The sequence below is a fragment of the Pseudomonas putida genome, assembly GCF_002906855.1.
Classification (GTDB): Bacteria; Pseudomonadota; Gammaproteobacteria; order Pseudomonadales; family Pseudomonadaceae; genus Aquipseudomonas; species Aquipseudomonas putida_N.
Map to the genome: position 1 here is coordinate 861,105 of NZ_MINI01000038.1, position 14,553 is coordinate 875,657.

Annotated in this window: 19 protein-coding genes and 1 other annotated feature; of the genes, 10 read left to right on the forward strand and 9 right to left on the reverse strand. The window is 55.2% G+C overall.

Annotation, left to right across the window (positions count from 1 at the left end):
* The first annotated feature begins 90 nt into the window (after positions 1 to 90).
* The 5 genes from BGP85_RS16555 (at position 91) to BGP85_RS16570 (ending at position 1,773) form a co-directional block, all read left to right on the forward strand.
* On the forward strand, positions 91 to 375 hold the full coding sequence (locus BGP85_RS16555) for a DUF6555 family protein (protein ID WP_014859191.1): 285 nt from the start codon (positions 91 to 93) through the stop codon (positions 373 to 375).
* 45 nt (positions 376 to 420) lie between these two features.
* Positions 421 to 579: a hypothetical protein gene (locus BGP85_RS28930; protein WP_014859190.1), complete on the forward strand. Its 159-nt coding sequence runs from the start codon at positions 421 to 423 to the stop codon at positions 577 to 579.
* Between the two features lie 17 nt (positions 580 to 596).
* Positions 597 to 821 carry a DUF2188 domain-containing protein gene (locus BGP85_RS16560; protein WP_031325469.1) on the forward strand — a complete coding sequence of 75 codons (225 nt, stop codon included), beginning with the start codon at positions 597 to 599 and terminating at the stop codon, positions 819 to 821.
* A complete protein-coding gene (locus tag BGP85_RS16565) occupies positions 818 to 1,252 on the forward strand; it encodes a DNA methylase (RefSeq protein WP_103448869.1) in 435 nt (144 codons plus the stop codon). The genes BGP85_RS16560 and BGP85_RS16565 overlap by 4 nt, the downstream gene beginning before the upstream one ends.
* 83 nt (positions 1,253 to 1,335) lie before the next feature.
* Complete coding sequence (locus tag BGP85_RS16570; protein WP_103448870.1) at positions 1,336 to 1,773, forward strand: response regulator; 438 nt, start codon at positions 1,336 to 1,338, stop codon at positions 1,771 to 1,773.
* Here BGP85_RS16570 and BGP85_RS16575 read toward each other — a convergent pair.
* Complete coding sequence (locus tag BGP85_RS16575) at positions 1,770 to 2,186, reverse strand: low affinity iron permease family protein (RefSeq protein ID WP_028697819.1); 417 nt, start codon at positions 2,184 to 2,186, stop codon at positions 1,770 to 1,772. The genes BGP85_RS16570 and BGP85_RS16575 overlap by 4 nt on opposite strands.
* A 165-nt stretch (positions 2,187 to 2,351) precedes the next feature.
* Here BGP85_RS16575 and BGP85_RS16580 point away from each other — a divergent pair, with 165 nt between their 5' ends.
* Complete coding sequence (locus tag BGP85_RS16580) at positions 2,352 to 3,686, forward strand: cation:proton antiporter (protein WP_103448871.1); 1,335 nt, start codon at positions 2,352 to 2,354, stop codon at positions 3,684 to 3,686.
* Positions 3,687 to 3,701: 15 nt separating this feature from the next.
* Here the strand turns inward: BGP85_RS16580 and BGP85_RS16585 are convergent, their stop codons facing one another.
* Positions 3,702 to 4,082: a response regulator gene (locus BGP85_RS16585; RefSeq protein WP_028697817.1), complete on the reverse strand. Its 381-nt coding sequence runs from the start codon at positions 4,080 to 4,082 to the stop codon at positions 3,702 to 3,704.
* A gap of 183 nt (positions 4,083 to 4,265) precedes the next feature.
* Here BGP85_RS16585 and BGP85_RS16590 point away from each other — a divergent pair, with 183 nt between their 5' ends.
* A complete protein-coding gene (locus BGP85_RS16590; protein WP_028697816.1) occupies positions 4,266 to 5,819 on the forward strand; it encodes a sensor histidine kinase in 1,554 nt (517 codons plus the stop codon).
* Between the two features lie 376 nt (positions 5,820 to 6,195).
* Here the strand turns inward: BGP85_RS16590 and BGP85_RS16595 are convergent, their stop codons facing one another.
* Together BGP85_RS16595 and BGP85_RS16600 are read right to left on the reverse strand one after the other, a co-directional pair.
* Positions 6,196 to 6,480, reverse strand: coding sequence for a con-10 family general stress protein (locus BGP85_RS16595; protein WP_028699941.1), 285 nt, complete (start codon positions 6,478 to 6,480; stop codon positions 6,196 to 6,198).
* A gap of 136 nt (positions 6,481 to 6,616) precedes the next feature.
* Positions 6,617 to 7,069, reverse strand: a complete 453-nt coding sequence (locus BGP85_RS16600) for a response regulator (protein WP_009681427.1) — start codon at positions 7,067 to 7,069, stop codon at positions 6,617 to 6,619.
* Between the two features lie 267 nt (positions 7,070 to 7,336).
* On the opposite strand from BGP85_RS16600, the gene BGP85_RS16605 reads away from it, so the two are divergent.
* Positions 7,337 to 7,615 (forward strand): hypothetical protein, encoded by a 279-nt coding sequence (locus tag BGP85_RS16605; RefSeq protein WP_028697813.1) that lies wholly within the window; start codon positions 7,337 to 7,339, stop codon positions 7,613 to 7,615.
* Positions 7,616 to 7,672: 57 nt separating this feature from the next.
* Here BGP85_RS16605 and BGP85_RS16610 read toward each other — a convergent pair whose 3' ends face one another.
* The 3 genes from BGP85_RS16610 to BGP85_RS16620 are packed head-to-tail and all read right to left on the reverse strand — an operon-like array spanning position 7,673 to position 10,480.
* A complete protein-coding gene (locus tag BGP85_RS16610) occupies positions 7,673 to 8,998 on the reverse strand; it encodes an SDR family oxidoreductase (RefSeq protein ID WP_102689288.1) in 1,326 nt (441 codons plus the stop codon).
* 32 nt (positions 8,999 to 9,030) lie between these two features.
* Positions 9,031 to 9,264, reverse strand: coding sequence for a PLDc N-terminal domain-containing protein (locus BGP85_RS16615; RefSeq protein WP_028697811.1), 234 nt, complete (start codon positions 9,262 to 9,264; stop codon positions 9,031 to 9,033).
* A 13-nt stretch (positions 9,265 to 9,277) separates the two neighbouring features.
* Positions 9,278 to 10,480: a zinc-dependent alcohol dehydrogenase gene (locus tag BGP85_RS16620; RefSeq protein ID WP_028697810.1), complete on the reverse strand. Its 1,203-nt coding sequence runs from the start codon at positions 10,478 to 10,480 to the stop codon at positions 9,278 to 9,280.
* A 206-nt stretch (positions 10,481 to 10,686) separates the two neighbouring features.
* On the opposite strand from BGP85_RS16620, the gene BGP85_RS16625 reads away from it, so the two are divergent.
* The gene (locus BGP85_RS16625; RefSeq protein ID WP_028699939.1) at positions 10,687 to 10,995 is read left to right on the forward strand and encodes a hypothetical protein; all 309 of its coding nucleotides are present in this window, start codon (positions 10,687 to 10,689) and stop codon (positions 10,993 to 10,995) included.
* A 1-nt stretch (position 10,996) separates the two neighbouring features.
* Here the strand turns inward: BGP85_RS16625 and BGP85_RS16630 are convergent.
* Positions 10,997 to 12,219 (reverse strand): IS3 family transposase gene (locus BGP85_RS16630; protein ID WP_102689287.1). Its coding sequence is split into 2 segments (ribosomal slippage): positions 10,997 to 11,934 and positions 11,934 to 12,219, totalling 1,224 coding nucleotides; the frame shifts between segments, so codons are not numbered across the junction.
* Positions 11,825 to 11,941: a sequence feature (AL1L pseudoknot), on the reverse strand. (Overlaps the previous gene by 117 nt.)
* 181 nt (positions 12,220 to 12,400) lie before the next feature.
* Here BGP85_RS16630 and BGP85_RS16635 point away from each other — a divergent pair.
* Entirely contained in the window at positions 12,401 to 13,255 is an 855-nt protein-coding gene (locus tag BGP85_RS16635; protein ID WP_049275214.1) for a hypothetical protein, read from the forward strand.
* A 155-nt stretch (positions 13,256 to 13,410) separates the two neighbouring features.
* On the opposite strand, the gene BGP85_RS16640 is transcribed toward BGP85_RS16635, so the two are convergent.
* On the reverse strand, positions 13,411 to 14,532 hold the full coding sequence (locus BGP85_RS16640) for a YiiX/YebB-like N1pC/P60 family cysteine hydrolase (RefSeq protein WP_028699936.1): 1,122 nt from the start codon (positions 14,530 to 14,532) through the stop codon (positions 13,411 to 13,413).
* Positions 14,533 to 14,553: the final 21 nt, after the last annotated feature.

Genomic DNA, 14,553 nt, shown 5'->3' on the forward strand with positions numbered 1-14,553 from the left:
TCGCAAGCATGCCTTACCCACCAGCGATTTCGATGGAATTTTTTTCTCCTGTGCTTGCTCAATATCGCATGAGCTAGGGAGGGAATTCTGGTGGTCGGACAGCAACTCTATGTCATTGAGTACGAGCTTCACGGTGAGCCTCGGACATTCATCATCCGTCTGGAGAAGATGGACAACGGCGTCGCGTGGCACTGGGCCAGTTGCGATGCCGGTGTTGGCATCATCCCGCGATTCAGTCAGCAGAACATCAAGCTGGTCAGTCGCCCGATGGCTGAGCGTTATGGCGTTGCCAAGGTGAAGTGGAGGCTGGCTGGCGAGGGCCCCGAATTCGTTCCGCAACCTATCGATGTCGGCAAATTCTCAGGTGCTACCTAAGGGGCCTGAGACCTGCATTCCGTCAACGTGCCTGGAGGTGTTGCCATGCAGCCTAAAACCGAAGGCTCTGAAGAGAAAGGCCCAAGCGACTTACCTTTCATTAATGATCCGGAAAAGCCCACGTCGCCTCCTTTGAATGACGCTGATGCCACTGAGGCAGCCGAGGCAGAGGAAGACATCGAGGATGACGGCCAATCCCTTTAAGCTAGGAGGAGCACACGATGGACAACTACCACCTCAGCCCTACAGCAAATGGATGGGAATTGAAGAAAGCCGGTGCTGAACGCGCCTCCAAGCGAGCGGCGACTAAGCATGAATTGGTCAGCGCCCTCGCAGATTTCTTTGATGGCAAGACGGCATCGGTGAAGATCCATAAGGCGGATGGCACTATCGAAGAGGAGCGCACCTACCCCCGATCTGCTGACCCGCGCCGTAGTGAAGGTTGAAGACCGTAACTGCCTCTGACCTCGGCATCGAAGTGACGGATGTCGGGGGAGTGTTTAGGTGGTTGCTGGCCAGCTTTCTCATGGGCAAGCGCATCCGATCTACAGTCGCCCTGAGGGCGTACCGGATACTTGCCAATGAGCAGGGACTAGATACGCCGTTTAAGCTTTCGCAGGCTACTCATGCGACGCTTGTGAGGTTCCTCGGCCAGGCTGGATATGCGCGCTACGATGAATCTACTGCCCGACGATTGCATACCCTTGGCAAGAAGGTAGATGCGGAACTGGGTGGTCAACTGAAGACGCTGCGGGAAGACCCAGGTGACGAAAGCTTCAAGCGCTGGCTACTGAGCTTCGAGGGTATAGGCCCCAAGACGTTGGAGATATTCATGCGTGAAGGCCTAGCCCACTTCACTGTTTTGAAAGGCCATTGAGCAGAGGATGGCTTTTAGCCTCCATCGACGAATGGACAGATGAGTGAAACACTCGATGATTCAACTATGGACTGGAGAGGGTGATGAAGCTCGACATCGAGGGTTTGTCGCTGTCAGGGAAGACAGTAGTTGTTGTGGAAGATGATCCAACGCTTCAAGCCCTGCTTGTGGAGATCCTAATCGAATTGGGCGCCGCCTGCGATGCCTTCGATAACGCCGAAGACGCTTTGATTCACTTGATGGGACTTGGGAGCGACTGTTCGTTGATCGTCGTCGATCACGGTGTTCCTGGAAGCATCAAAGGCATGGAATTCATCTCCATGGCCCACGAAAGGTGGCCAAGATTACCAGCCATTCTCACCTCGGGCTATCAGCTTGATCCATCGCAGGTCACCCCACCTGTCACTTACCTGTTCAAACCATGGTCAATTGACGAGCTCGCTGAAGCTATTAACCAGGCGCTCAGCTCTGCAAGTGTTCCGCCAGCTCTGCCCGCATCGTCCGACCATAACGCTCTTTAGCGCTGCAGGTTGTCTCGATCTGCATCGTCCGCCCGCTGCTCGCTAGACATTTGGTGGGGCGTCTCGCAGTGGCTGCCCATCGCCTGATATTCCTTGCGAAGTTTATGGATTTCTCGATTGTCGAGTGCTTCAAGATCGAGCACCGACTGCTCTGCGGATTTTGTAGCACGGATAAGCTCGTCGAGCTTCACGTGGATGATGTCGTTGTCCCGGTTCTGGGTATTCTGAATCAGGAAAACCATCAGGAATGTGATGATGGTGGTCGACGTATTAACGATGAGTTGCCAGGTGTCGTTGTAGTGAAACCAGGGCCCGGATGCAGCCCATGTGGCAATTAGTACCACGGCGATCAAGAAGGTACTCGGTTTACCGGCGTGGTTAGCGAGCGATTGGCAGAACTGGGCGAATTTCATGACGATAACTCCAATGCGACCTATCGGTTTTGACAGCAGAGGAGCGCTGAAATCTTTTTTTACATTTCGCCGTGATGATGGACGAACGTAGTAAGTGCAGCGGAACGACGTGTTTAGCCAGAAAGTCAAAAAGTAATCGAAAATTCTCCCAAGGCTTCTGCGCAGATGACCTTCATCGTCTGGTTCGCCATGCTGGGTGCAGTGCTCCTGCTACTCTCGCTTTCATCCTCGTACCTGCGCTGGATTCCAGTTACAACGTCCGTTGTGTGCCTTGGCTTAGGTATGGCTCTGGGAACATCGGGCCTGGGTTTCCTACAGTTCGACTTGAGCAAGTCGAGTGGCTGGATGGAGCACCTCACCGAAGTCGCGGTGTTGTTTTCGCTGTTCTTCAGTGGCCTGAAGTTGCGCTTGCCCTTGCACAACCGCAGCTGGTTGAGCGCTTTCTATCTGGCGGGGCCGGTGATGTTGCTCTGCATCGGTGGGGTAACGCTGGTGCTGCATTACGGCCTCCACCTGGGGTGGGGAGTGTCCGTTCTGATTGGAGCTATCCTGGCACCCACAGACCCGGTGCTGGCAACCCTGGTACAGGTGGTTGATGCCCAGGACGATGATCCTGTCCGTTTCAGCCTGTCCGGTGAGGCAGGGCTCAACGATGGAGTGGCTTTTCCCTTCGTCATCCTCGGCCTGTTCCTGCAACAGGATACCGGGCAAGCCTGGTTCTCTAGCTGGCTCCTCAAGGACATGCTGTGGGCAGTCACTGCAGGTCTGCTGCTGGGCTATTGGATGGGGCGTGGCTTGGGCAAACTCACGCTTTTCTTGCGTTTGCGCAACGACGACAGCACCGTGTCGCCCAACGACTATCTCGCCCTTGCCCTGATCGCGCTGGCTTATGTGAGCGCCGAGACTATTCAGGCCTATGGGTTTCTCGCGGTGTTCGCTGCGGGCCTCGGTTTGCGCCAGGCGGAGGTTCACACCTCAAATAGCCCCGAGGATCCAGCTGCCGAGCATCTAGTACAGCCTGTGGTAGGACACCAGCATGTCGCGCCGGAGCTGGCCGTCAAAGGTGATGTGGAAGGGCTCGATGACTCACAGGTGGCAGCGGGGATAATGTTGGGGGACATGCTGGCATTCGGTAGCTTGATCGAGCGGGCACTGGAAGTGTTTCTCGTCACCATGCTCGGGGTAGTGCTCATTGAACATTGGGACTGGCGGGCAGTGCTGGTAGCCGGCGCCTTGTTCTTTGTCATTCGCCCCGTCAGCATTCTGCTTTTCCCGGCTCGGGGAATGCTGGATATCCGTCAGCGCGGGCTTCTGGGGTGGTTTGGCATCCGAGGTATCGGCAGCTTCTACTACCTGTTCTATGCCCTCAATCATGGGCTGCTTCCCACCTTGGCCGCACAGAGCATTAGCTTGGTTTTGTCGGTGGTGGCGTTGAGCATTCTGCTACATGGATTGAGCGTTCAACCGCTGCTAGCCAAATACGAAGCATGGAAGGGGTAGGCAGCGTTCTTTGGATCAAGCTTCTACTTGCGGCGGGAGCGTTACTAATTTGTTGATCAGCGAGGCGAGATCAGAAATCTCCCAAGGTTTGGGGAGAAATGCTGTCCGAGCAGGCAGCAAACCGGTGTCGATTACTGCGTCGCCCGAAGTCAGAATCACTGGCAGGGTAGGCCATCGACGCCAAATCTCGTGTGCAAGGCCTAAACCGTCCATGCTTCCAGGCATATGAATATCGGTCATCACCAAGCTAGGGACATCCTTATTGCAAAGGTAATGCAACGCCTCGTCAGCATTTGCGCAGCACGTCATAGCAACGGCGTAGAGTGACGAGAGGCTCTCGGCAGTTAGGTCTCTCAGGAGGTCGTCGTCTTCCACAATGAGGATGGTTTTCGGCATGTAAGGTTTGCTCGCGGGTCATATGCATTAGGGCTCTGGGCCTCTACGCCGTTGCTCCTGGGCGATGAGTGGTGCCCTAGGCGCCGTCATGAATTAGCGGCTATGGTAGGAAAGCGGTAAGCGAAACGACTGTACGCTCTGAAAGGATTCTGGGCGTTTCCCGTTATTGCGGAAGGGAAGACTATGCAGCAGCTACCAGTGGACGAAACCATCCGAGCGGCATTGAAGAAGACTCATGCGCGCTTGCACCGCCAACATGAGCTCGTGGTCGAGTTTGGCGTAATGTCCCTGAAGGCTGCGGACTTGGATCTGTTGCTGACCCGTGCATGTGAAGTAGTCGCTGAAGGGATGAGCACTCGTTTTTCCAAGGTGCTCCAGCCAGCAGAGGACGGGGAAGGGGAAGGGTTTGTTCTGACCCACGGCGTTGGCTGGGATGCTTCTGACATCGGGCGGGCAACCGTGGGCGGCGATGTGGCTAGTCCCGCAGGCTATGCATTGGCCACCTACAGGCCCGTACTCTCGAATCATTTGGGTATGGAAAACCGCTTTCGAACGCCGGAACTGCTGAAAAAATATGGAATCGAGCGGGCCATCAATGTCCCGATCCGGGGTTTGCTCAGCCCGTTTGGTGTACTGGAAGCCGACAGCAGCAACGGGGACGATTTTGTAGAGAGCGATCTGGTATTTCTGGAAGGCATCTCGAACGTCATTTCCATGGCTGTCGAAAGAATATCTGCAGGCGTGGATGTTCCAGTTCCCGACCCTTATTCCGAGACCATTCTGAACGCAAGCCCTGACTGGGTGGATATCTTGGCCCCGAACGGCGAGATCGAGTTCATGAATGAAGCCGGGCTGACATTCCTGGATACCCAACTGACCACTGTTAAAGGTCAGCGATGGTATGACTTGTGGCCTGAGGAGTCGCGATCATTTGTTTGGGAGGCGGTAGCTAAAGTCAGCGCTGGCGAAACCATGAGGTTCGAATCGTACTGCCCAATCGCTCCCGATGAACCCAAATGGTGGGACGTGACGGTGGCGCCGATCCTCGGAGCGGACGGCAAGGTCGAGCGAATGATTGCCGTATCGCGAGATATCACCGAGCGTCATCAATATGAGGCTCAATTGCTGTCGCTCATCGAGGCTCAGAATAGCAAGCAGAACCGAAGCGACCTCTATCTCGAAGAGATCCACCATCGCGTCAAGAACAGCCTTCACCTGGTAAACACACTGCTGTTGCTACAGGCCAATCTCACGCCCGATGCAGCGGTTAAATTGCAGCTTGAAACCGCTGCAGGCCGAGTAGTGACCATTGCCACGGTTCACGAGCGGCTGTACCAGGCTGCCGAAGATCAAGAACTTCGTGCGCGTGATTACCTCACTGCTCTGTTGGGGGATCTGGGCAGAGCCTTAGCCGAGCGCAAAATTGTGCTGGACGCTGACGAGTTCGTATTGCCTTCAGAAAGAATGGCGCCCCTGGGACTGGTAATTTCTGAACTGATCACCAATGCCCTCAAGTATGGTAAGGGCAACATTGAGGTGGCCGTCAAGCATGCCGGCGACCATGCGCTACTCACCGTCAGGGATGAGGGCGACGGCTTCCCTGATAATTATCCAAAGCCGACAGGTACGGGGCTTGGCATGCGATTGGTCAAAAGCTATTCCGGTTACGGTAGCGCGGCAGTGGAGGTTGATCGGCAGGATAGTAAAAGCTGTATCCATGTACGCTTCAAACTTTAGGCGCGCCTGCACACACCGATGGCACTTAGCCAAATGCGTATGGTCGTAATGAGGCTGATTCGAGACCTGGGATCATCATTGGAGGAGTAGGGTATGCGTAACTGGGGATGGCTGATGACTGCGGTAGGTTACGCTGGGCTTTCAGGAATGTTAGCCATAATCGGCGTTGCGGTTTCAGGGTTTCACAACCTCACTAGCGAGATGCTAGGGGTGAGCCTGTTGCTAGCGGCAGCGTCATTGGCGCTGGTGTTCGTTGGTGGTCGTCTTCGAGCGAGAGGCAAACCCTTGTTGCCCATTTCGCTGTCTTCTTAACACCGCTTTCATTTTCTCTAAAAGTGGCCAGAGTGCCATGCACCCCGGCCTGGCTCATTTCAAGTTAACGGTTCTCGCTACCGCGACCGCCGCCGTGGCTGTTTTGCCCGCCTTTACGGCCAGCCTCCGAGGCACGCTCACGGTCGTTGGCAAAGTTGCCGCCTGAGCTCTGCCCGCCTTTACGGCCAGCCTCCGAGGCACGCTCACGGTCGTTGGCAAAGTTGCCGCCTGAGCTCTGCCCGCCTTTGCGACCTGCCTCCGACGCTTTCTCGCGATCATTGGCAAAATTGCCAGGATTGTTCTGAGCAGTACCACCTTGATGGCCACGATTGGTTTGGTTGTTAGCCATGATCTTTCACCTCATGTCGTCACACAGGAAAGTCTGTGTTCAACTCGGACGTCCTGGGGCGGGGTGTTTACTCAGTGGGTTTTGGCCAAGGCCGACGGGTTGCGCGAAAGAACCGGTGCAGGCGTGTGTGGCGTCCTTAAGCTTTGTTCGCGAACGTTTGGGAAAGATCAAGCTTGGCAGACGCCGACCTCCCACCCCCGTCGGCGTGGTTTAGCTGAGCGCAGAGCAGTTCCTGGAGCTGGGTTATTGGCCACGGCTTAGGAAGGAACTCCGCACCTGGCGGCAACACTCTCCCTGCAAATTCGTAGTATCCGCTCATGACAATGATGCGCGTCTGAGGTTTTTGCTGGCTTGCCATCCAGGCAAGATCAACCCCATTGAGTAAACCAGGCGTTTGTACATCCGTTATCAGCAGCGTCCAATCTTGCTTCCTCAACGCCTCATTACCGTCATCGGCAGTCGCCACCGCTGTCACCATGGCCCCCCATTCTTCCAGGTACAGGGTCAAAAGCTCTCGAATCATGGGTTCGTCCTCAACGATGAGAACAGTTGGGCGAATTATCTTCGCAGCGGAAAGCAGCTCTTTCATATGTGTACTCGGACATGCGGCTGCAGGAAGGGAGGGACATCCAGGTCTGCTTGCTTTCTTCCAGCAAGACGTAGCAGCGCGCCATCACTACGACATCGCTAGCGTTCAAGAAATTCACTCCAGCTTGAGTCAGTGCCATACATTCCCATCCGTGAGCGGATCTATAACGGGGGCGACCATCTGGACGCATCCATGCCGCTGACACCGCCCTACTGAACCTCTGCAATCTGCGTGACTCAACCCTCCATCAGCGTATGAGGCCTCCTGATGCGAACGCTCGAGAAAAACCTGTCTGCCGCCCAATTGCTGAAGCTCAATTGTTTGGCGGTTTGGTATCGGATGCTTGAAGACAGGGCATTGCGCATGGACTCGCCTGACGACTATCACGAGGAACTGCTTCGCCAGGCCGATGAGATGGATCGTCGAGGGATTATCTGCTGGCAGGAATGGCGCGATCTTCGTCTGGAGGCTGACGTTGCTTACCTGAGAGCGGTAGCAGGGGAGGACTATCACCCGGTTAAACCCACGAGCTCGTCAGCAGAGTAGGGATCGAACGTGATCTCGCAATGAAACCACGCTCATTCCTCTGTAAGCAGGCCTTCTCTATCTATCCCTGCGTCGTGAATGTGAGAGTGTAAAACCCACAAGGATTCCCAGCGCCGCTGCGCCGATCAGTAGGGGCGTTTTATCTTTTGACTTCCTCCAACCTCCGTCGATACCTCTCCTGCCACTTGGAGGCTCGAAGAGGTTGCCTGATGATGCTCCGGCTACGGGGCTGCGATTTATCCCCCAGCGCGTCAGCTTCCCTGACAACAGAGGCAGCCCTGGTATCAGGTAGCTGGCCAAATGCGCGATGCGCGCTGCAGCGCCAACGGTGGTGTGAGCCCGAGGCGAGATTGCGCAGGCCACCATAGCCTTTGCCACCATCTCGGGATCGTATACGGGGCCTGGCGGTGTCAGCGTATGTCCGGTGTAGTTGCCACCGTCTCGGAAGCCAGGTGTGTCCATGACTGCTGGATAGATATCGCAGACATGGATGTTGGGATATTCAGTCAGCTCGCCTCGCAATGCCTCGGTCAGTCCACGTAAGCCGAATTTGCTCGCCGAATAAGCGGCGGCGTAGGGCTGGGCCACCCAGCTGCCCAGCGACAGCGTGTTGATGAGCGTGCCGTTACCCTGAGCCTTGAAGTAGGGAAGGGCGACGTAGGCACCTCGCAGGTAACCGATCAGGTCAGTCTGGATGACCTGCTCGTGCGCCTCCAACGGCGTTTCTTCGAAATTGCCGACCGCGCCGACCCCGGCATTGTTGACCCAGATATCGATCCGTCCATGTCCAAAGTCTGCGGCCTGAACGGCAAGCGCTTGAACCTGGTCGCTGTGGGTAACGTCGGTCGTGATCGCTATGGCGTCCGTACCGCAATCGGTGCATTCATCCAGTACGTCGAACAACGCCTCTTCGTCGCGTGCGGCGAGTACCAGGCGAGCACCTTTGCACGCAAAGGCATGCGCGGCTGCTCGGCCTATGCCGCTGGATGCGCCGGTGATGACCACGACCTTGCCGCGCAGAGGCCCTTTGAGCGGAGCGCCACGGACAGGCGCTTCTCGTTGCGCACCCGAGGCGCTGGGGTCAAGGGGGGCAACGGTTTCGCTGGCCTCGATCCGCGAGAGCTCAAGAGAGGTGCCATCGATCAGGGTCAACGTCAGCCCTTCCACCGTGCCTGCCTCCCGGTTTGGAAATACGGGCTCACCTTCGGCATCCAGGCTGTCGTAGATGAAGCGCGTACCTTCGAGCCAGCCCACGGCGGTGAGAAGCTCAGGGCCGAGATAATACTTCCCGTCTTGAAAGAAGCCGGGGAACTGATGAGCGCGCTCCACGTTTTCCACGCGATAGCGTTTGCCTGATTTCATGCCTGTCGCTTGATTGATCATGTTGAAACCCCTGTAAGTGGAGCTCGGAAATGTCAGCCTTTGCTGTGCTCATCGGAAGTGGGCCCGGTGCCTCGCTTGATGCCTCGCGGGCCGGCAACGCCCCAGATACCCAGGCCAACCAGCGGTAGCGCGAGTATCAGCAGAGCCCAGGCCGCTTTGACTGCATCTGACTTGTCGCTTCTGAAGACGCTGACGATGGCCCACAGATCGATCAGTAAAAGGATTGCCGCGACGGCAATCCAGAAGTAGCTGGCGATACCGTTCATGTGCTTGACTCCTCTACACGAAGTCAGGGCCCAAGGCGCCCGCTGCCGCGCCTGGCACGAGGATGACCTTGCGACAGTTGTCCTGCTTCTGATCGAACATTTTGTAGCCCATGGCCGCTTCTTCGAGGGCCAGGCGGTGGGTGACGATCAGCTCTGGTTGCAGGCGTCCTGCCTCGATGTGTTCAAGAAGTTCAGGCAAATATTTCTGCACATGGGTCTGGCCCATCTTGAAGGTAAGGCCTTTGTCGAAGGCATCGCCGAACATGAACGCGTGGATGAAGCCGGCGTACACACCGGGGACGCTGACAACGCCACCACGACGCACTGCAGCAATGCTCTGGCGCAGCGCCTTGCCGCTGCTGCCTTCGATCTTCAGCGCCGTCATTACCGTTTCGGCAGTGCTGCCTTTGGCCTCGAATCCGACCGCATCGATCACCGCATCGACCCCGCGCATGCCTGGAGTCTGACGGATGATGCTGTCGGCTGGATCGTCGTCCTGCTCGAAGTTGATGGGTATGACGCCGTAAGCCTCGCGGGCGTAAGCCAGGCGGTAGCCGTTGTCATCGACCATGAAGATGGTCTGGGCACCGAGCATTCGCGCACAGGCGGCGCTCAGCAAGCCCACCGGCCCGGCGCCGTAGATCGCCACCGATGACCCTTGGCCTATTTCGGCATTGATGACCGCCTGCCACGCGGTCGGCAGGATGTCCGAGAGAAACAGTACCTTGTCATCGGCCAGCTCGGTGGGCACTTTGAACGGGCCGACGTTGCCCTTGGGCACCCTCACGTAATCCGCCTGGCCGCCAGGGATACCGCCATAGAGATGGCTATATCCAAACAGCGCGGCGCCTGGGGGAATCCCCTTCTTGTTGATGATCGCACCACGACCTGTGTTGGTGGTTTCACAGGCAGCAAACAGATCGTGCTGACAGAAGAAGCAACTGCCGCAAGCGATCACAAAGGGAATCACTACGCGGTCGCCGATCTGCAGATTGGTGACGGCACTGCCAGTATCTTCGACGATGCCCATGAACTCATGGCCGAAGATATCACCCGCTTCGGTTTCTGGAATTTTGCCTCGGTAGAGGTGCAGGTCAGAGCCACAAATGGCCGTGGCGGTGACCCTGAGGATGATGTCGTCTTCGTGCTCGATGATGGGATCGGGGACGTTATCGACCCTGACGTCGTGTGCTCCGTGGTAGGTGAGCGCTCTCATGAGGGTAAGCTCCTGCAGGCGTTTTTCCGTGGTAGGTATGCAGGGGAAGCCAGGACAGATGGCAAAGTTCAGCCCAACAAGTCCGGTGGTACTTAAAACTCATTCTCGACGCCACCATTTCAAGCTGAACATTCCTGATCACACCGGTATCGAACGATCTGAGCCCGTGCCACAAGAGCCAGGCCGATTAAACGAGGGGCGGGGCGATGGACGACACGATGTTGGCATTCATGGTGTTCGCTGCCTCACGACCTGAAGTGCTTGAGCAGGTACAAGCGCTTACAGAAGCGGAGGCATTGGAGGCTGGCGAAGCACTCCCGGATCTGCGTGAAACCATGGCCGTTCAGATCCTCACTGCTGAAGCCAAGGCTCAGCGCAAAACCCTGGCCACGCTCGTTGAGGTGATTTTGGGCAAGGTCGTCATCGAGCCCGATACGGCCACCAATCCCGGTGCCTCCAGCCTTGAAAAATACAACCTGAATCGCCCCGGGTTTCGTGGAGGCCGTTTCGTTTAAGTCAGGCCGCAATGGCCTGACCTGCTTGTTGCTGGTGGAAGTTTGCCTCAGCCTCCGCAGGCGGGATATAGCCGATTGAGCTCAGCAACCGCTGGTGGTTGTACCAGTGCACCCATTTCAAGGTCGCCATCTCAACAGCCTCGCGGCTCTTCCACGACTGGCGGTAGATCAGCTCGGCCTTGTACAGCCCGTTGATAGTCTCAGCCAGGGCGTTGTCATAGCTGTCGCCCTTGCTGCCAACTGAAGGTTCAATGCCGGCCTCTGCCAGTCGCTCGGTATAGCGGATCGAGACGTACTGGCTGCCACGGTCGCTGTGATGGATCAGGCCACCCGTACGATGTGGCTGGCGGGCATACAGGGCTTGCTCCAGGGCATCCAGCACGAAGTCGGTCTTCATGCTGGTACTGACTCGCCAGCCGACGATACGGCGTGCAAAGACGTCGATCACGAACGCCACATACAGCCAGCCCTGCCAGGTCGACACATACGTGAAGTCCGATACCCACAGCTGATTTGGGCGGTCGGCATGGAATTGGCGCTGCACGCGATCCAGCAGGCAGAGCGACTTGTCGCCGGCCACCGTTGTGCGCAGGATCTGGCCGCGCCTGATGCCCTGCAATCCAGCCCGACGCATCAACCGCTCTACCGTACATCTGGCCGCCTCGATACCTTCTCGCCTGAGTTGCTTCCAGACTTTCACTGCGCCATAGCACTGCATGTTGGTGTCCCACACCCGCTGGACTTCCAGGGTCAACGCGTCATCACGCTTAGCACGGCAGCAGCGTAGTGCCGGGTTGCGTTGCTGTGCCGCGTGCCTGCGGTAACCGGACGGGGCGATTTGCAAGACACGGTAAATCGACTCGACCCCGAGACGGTCACGATGCTGATCGACGAATGCCCTCAGGACTTGGTGCGGCGGTCGAGCTCCGCCTGGGCAAAATACGCACTGGCCAGGCGCAGGATCTCGTTGGCTTTGCGCAGCTCGCGATTCTCTCGCTCCAGGGCCTTGATGCGCTCACGCTCTTCACTAGTCTGACCGGGGCGCTGCCCCACATCTGTCTGCTGGCGACGAATCCAGCCATGCAGGGTTTGCGCGGCACAGCCAATCTTCGGGGCAATGGCCTCAATGGCCGCCCACTCGGAGGGGTAGTCATTCAGGTGTTCCAGAACCATGCGCACGGCACGTTCACGGACTTCAGGGGAGTAGGTCGTAGTCTTTCTCATGGCCTCATCTTCTCAAGAGTTGAGGCCTCCACGAAACCCGGGGCTATTCAGAATAGATTGTCTGCGATGATGTCATTAAGCTATGTTCGTGAAATTACTTATCAAATACGCTAGAGGATCCCTTTGAGGATATTGATCCCTTTGAGGATATTTAGTGCTTTCATTGTCTGAGCCAGTGTGAATGAATAAGCCGGTTAAATTTCTAAAATTTCTTTGGTCGCCTCCGCAGTCTGTCGAGATGCTTATCTGGATGGTTGTGCCATTACTTTTGTTCTTCCGTCAGACATATGTTTACGGGTACAGAGCTATTGATTATTCTCTTCAGGAAAATTTTGGATTAATTATTGTTTCTACGCTATTTATCCTTTTTCCAATATTCTTTAGGCAAATATTCTCAAGCTTTCCTTTGGAGTTTTTGCTGAAAGGTAAGGCTTTCCATCAGGCATCTGCCAGTCTAGAACATAATGTCCCACCAAGGGTTGGGGATGGTTTAGACGGTAGCCATGCAAAGCGTTCTCGCGTTGCAAGCGGAGCGGATCTCCTGTTTGATCAGGCTGAAAATTCCCGCAATTTGGCCAGAAGCATTTATGGGCGTGCTGGCGTATATCTACTTCTCGGTATATTGGTGGCATTTTCCGGCCTTGCTTTTTTCTATATCCAGACGCCCGTTTTAAATGAGCCGGGTCAGCTGATCGATAAGCTGCTGCTTTTGGCGCCAAAGTTCGGGATACTGTTCTTTATTGAGTTTGTTGCTTTCTTTTTCTTGAGGCAGTATCGATCGGCTATGGATGAGTTTAGGTATTACGAGTCGATCGCAAGAAGGCGGGAGGAAGTCAGCGCGCTGCTCATACTCTCAGCTGAATCCGAGCCGAAGATCAATTTGATGGAGCTTCTGAAAAGCGACTGCTATTTCTCAAAGATTTCCGCACTTGAGAAAGATCAGTCTACAGAGATCCTTGAAGCCAGAAAGCTGGAGAAGGGTGAACTTGAGCTCTTGGAAAAAGTCGTAGATACGCTTGCTAAAGTTAAGCGCTGAGGATAAATAGGCTGCCATTCCTTTTGGCGATTCCAGGTTCTCGGAAGGGCGGCGTCACCCCATCGGCATTCGTGTAGAGGCTACATGCTGATAGGTGGCGCATCCAAGTGTCTGCTTTCGTAGCATCCCTATCAGCGCAACCCCTGTGATCTTATTCAGATTGGGCGATGTCCATCCAACAACTCTTGCCCTTGGCGAACCACAGATGCAACGGTCTCAATGGTTGAATTCAGATTTTGGGCCTCTTCCGGCATTCTAAGACTAAGGTAAGTGTCCCGAATTACCGATACTCGGATAAGGATTTCCTTAAGCATATTGTTGTAGAGTCTTATCTGTAGCCAGAAAAAATTAAGATTTTTTTCTTTATATAGCTGCGAAAGCTGATATTGCATTGTTCCAAACCTTCGGAAAAGGCCAGGCTCCTTTTCAAGCTCGTCGTCGATATAGTCGCCAGGATCTTCAATTTGCCTAAGTTGATGTATGAGGAGTTTGCTGCTGTATCGATGCGGGTTGTTTATTGATTCTATTTTGTAGAATTCAAGATAACCGCTGCTCTGCATGAATTCAGATATTTGTTGGTCGTACTCTGGGTGAGCAAGCAGGAAGCTGTTGACATCATCAAGCGCTTGGATATCCCATTTTTTAGCCAGTTCCTCATTCTCACCTACTAGATGTCTGACCTTGCCTAGCCAGTCATAGGTTTGCCGCTGATGCGTCTGGTTTGGATCCTCCGTCATCGCGAAGGTAACCTCTGCTTCGCTAGCAGGCCTAACCACCCCTGGAACGGGCTCAAAGGCTTGACACAGCGAGAGTTGTCTCGGAGTGCAGAACGCGGGATTTCTCAAATTGATGAGATTGAAGTTTGCGTGTTCAAAGGACTTAGCTACCAAGCGAGAACAGAACTGTCGTTCACTTTCCTTGTGCCGCAGTAGCGATCTCGCTCTTACCGTGATTGCCTCATTGACCGAGTAAAGACTTCCAACCTTCGATTGTGCATAGTCGCATATAGCGTTTACCTCTTCTTCGGAAAGTGGCCGTTTGGCGCGTAGTACAAGAATATCAGTTGCTTTGTCAAAGATCAGGCGCTGTGGACTTTTGGAAAACACACCATCGAGAGTAGCTTCGATTGTGGTTCCTCCGATGTAAAGGGCAGCATGAGAGTATCTGCTTGCGGTGGCGGCTCGGATCCCCAGACTGGTGAGGCTCTTATCACCGGTCAGAAGGATATCGGCACGGCGGAGCAGTGAACGCTCTAGGATGAATTTATTGGAAGACATCGAAAGTCCTTCTTCTAGTTC

Excerpts from the sequence above, each read along its gene's own strand:
- BGP85_RS16580 (WP_103448871.1), top strand. The coding sequence starts at position 2,352 with ATGACCTTCATCGTCTGGTTCGCCATGCTGGGTGCAGTGCTCCTGCTA.
- BGP85_RS16610 (WP_102689288.1), bottom strand. The coding sequence starts at position 8,998 with ATGATCAATCAAGCGACAGGCATGAAATCAGGCAAACGCTATCGCGTG.
- BGP85_RS16615 (WP_028697811.1), bottom strand. The coding sequence starts at position 9,264 with ATGAACGGTATCGCCAGCTACTTCTGGATTGCCGTCGCGGCAATCCTT.
- BGP85_RS28930 (WP_014859190.1), top strand. The coding sequence starts at position 421 with ATGCAGCCTAAAACCGAAGGCTCTGAAGAGAAAGGCCCAAGCGACTTA.
- BGP85_RS16620 (WP_028697810.1), bottom strand. The coding sequence starts at position 10,480 with ATGAGAGCGCTCACCTACCACGGAGCACACGACGTCAGGGTCGATAAC.
- BGP85_RS16585 (WP_028697817.1), bottom strand. The coding sequence starts at position 4,082 with ATGCCGAAAACCATCCTCATTGTGGAAGACGACGACCTCCTGAGAGAC.
- BGP85_RS16575 (WP_028697819.1), bottom strand. The coding sequence starts at position 2,186 with ATGAAATTCGCCCAGTTCTGCCAATCGCTCGCTAACCACGCCGGTAAA.
- BGP85_RS16625 (WP_028699939.1), top strand. The coding sequence starts at position 10,687 with ATGGACGACACGATGTTGGCATTCATGGTGTTCGCTGCCTCACGACCT.
- BGP85_RS16570 (WP_103448870.1), top strand. The coding sequence starts at position 1,336 with ATGAAGCTCGACATCGAGGGTTTGTCGCTGTCAGGGAAGACAGTAGTT.
- BGP85_RS16560 (WP_031325469.1), top strand. The coding sequence starts at position 597 with ATGGACAACTACCACCTCAGCCCTACAGCAAATGGATGGGAATTGAAG.
- BGP85_RS16590 (WP_028697816.1), top strand. The coding sequence starts at position 4,266 with ATGCAGCAGCTACCAGTGGACGAAACCATCCGAGCGGCATTGAAGAAG.
- BGP85_RS16605 (WP_028697813.1), top strand. The coding sequence starts at position 7,337 with ATGCGAACGCTCGAGAAAAACCTGTCTGCCGCCCAATTGCTGAAGCTC.
- BGP85_RS16635 (WP_049275214.1), top strand. The coding sequence starts at position 12,401 with ATGAATAAGCCGGTTAAATTTCTAAAATTTCTTTGGTCGCCTCCGCAG.
- BGP85_RS16595 (WP_028699941.1), bottom strand. The coding sequence starts at position 6,480 with ATGGCTAACAACCAAACCAATCGTGGCCATCAAGGTGGTACTGCTCAG.
- BGP85_RS16640 (WP_028699936.1), bottom strand. The coding sequence starts at position 14,532 with ATGTCTTCCAATAAATTCATCCTAGAGCGTTCACTGCTCCGCCGTGCC.
- BGP85_RS16600 (WP_009681427.1), bottom strand. The coding sequence starts at position 7,069 with ATGAAAGAGCTGCTTTCCGCTGCGAAGATAATTCGCCCAACTGTTCTC.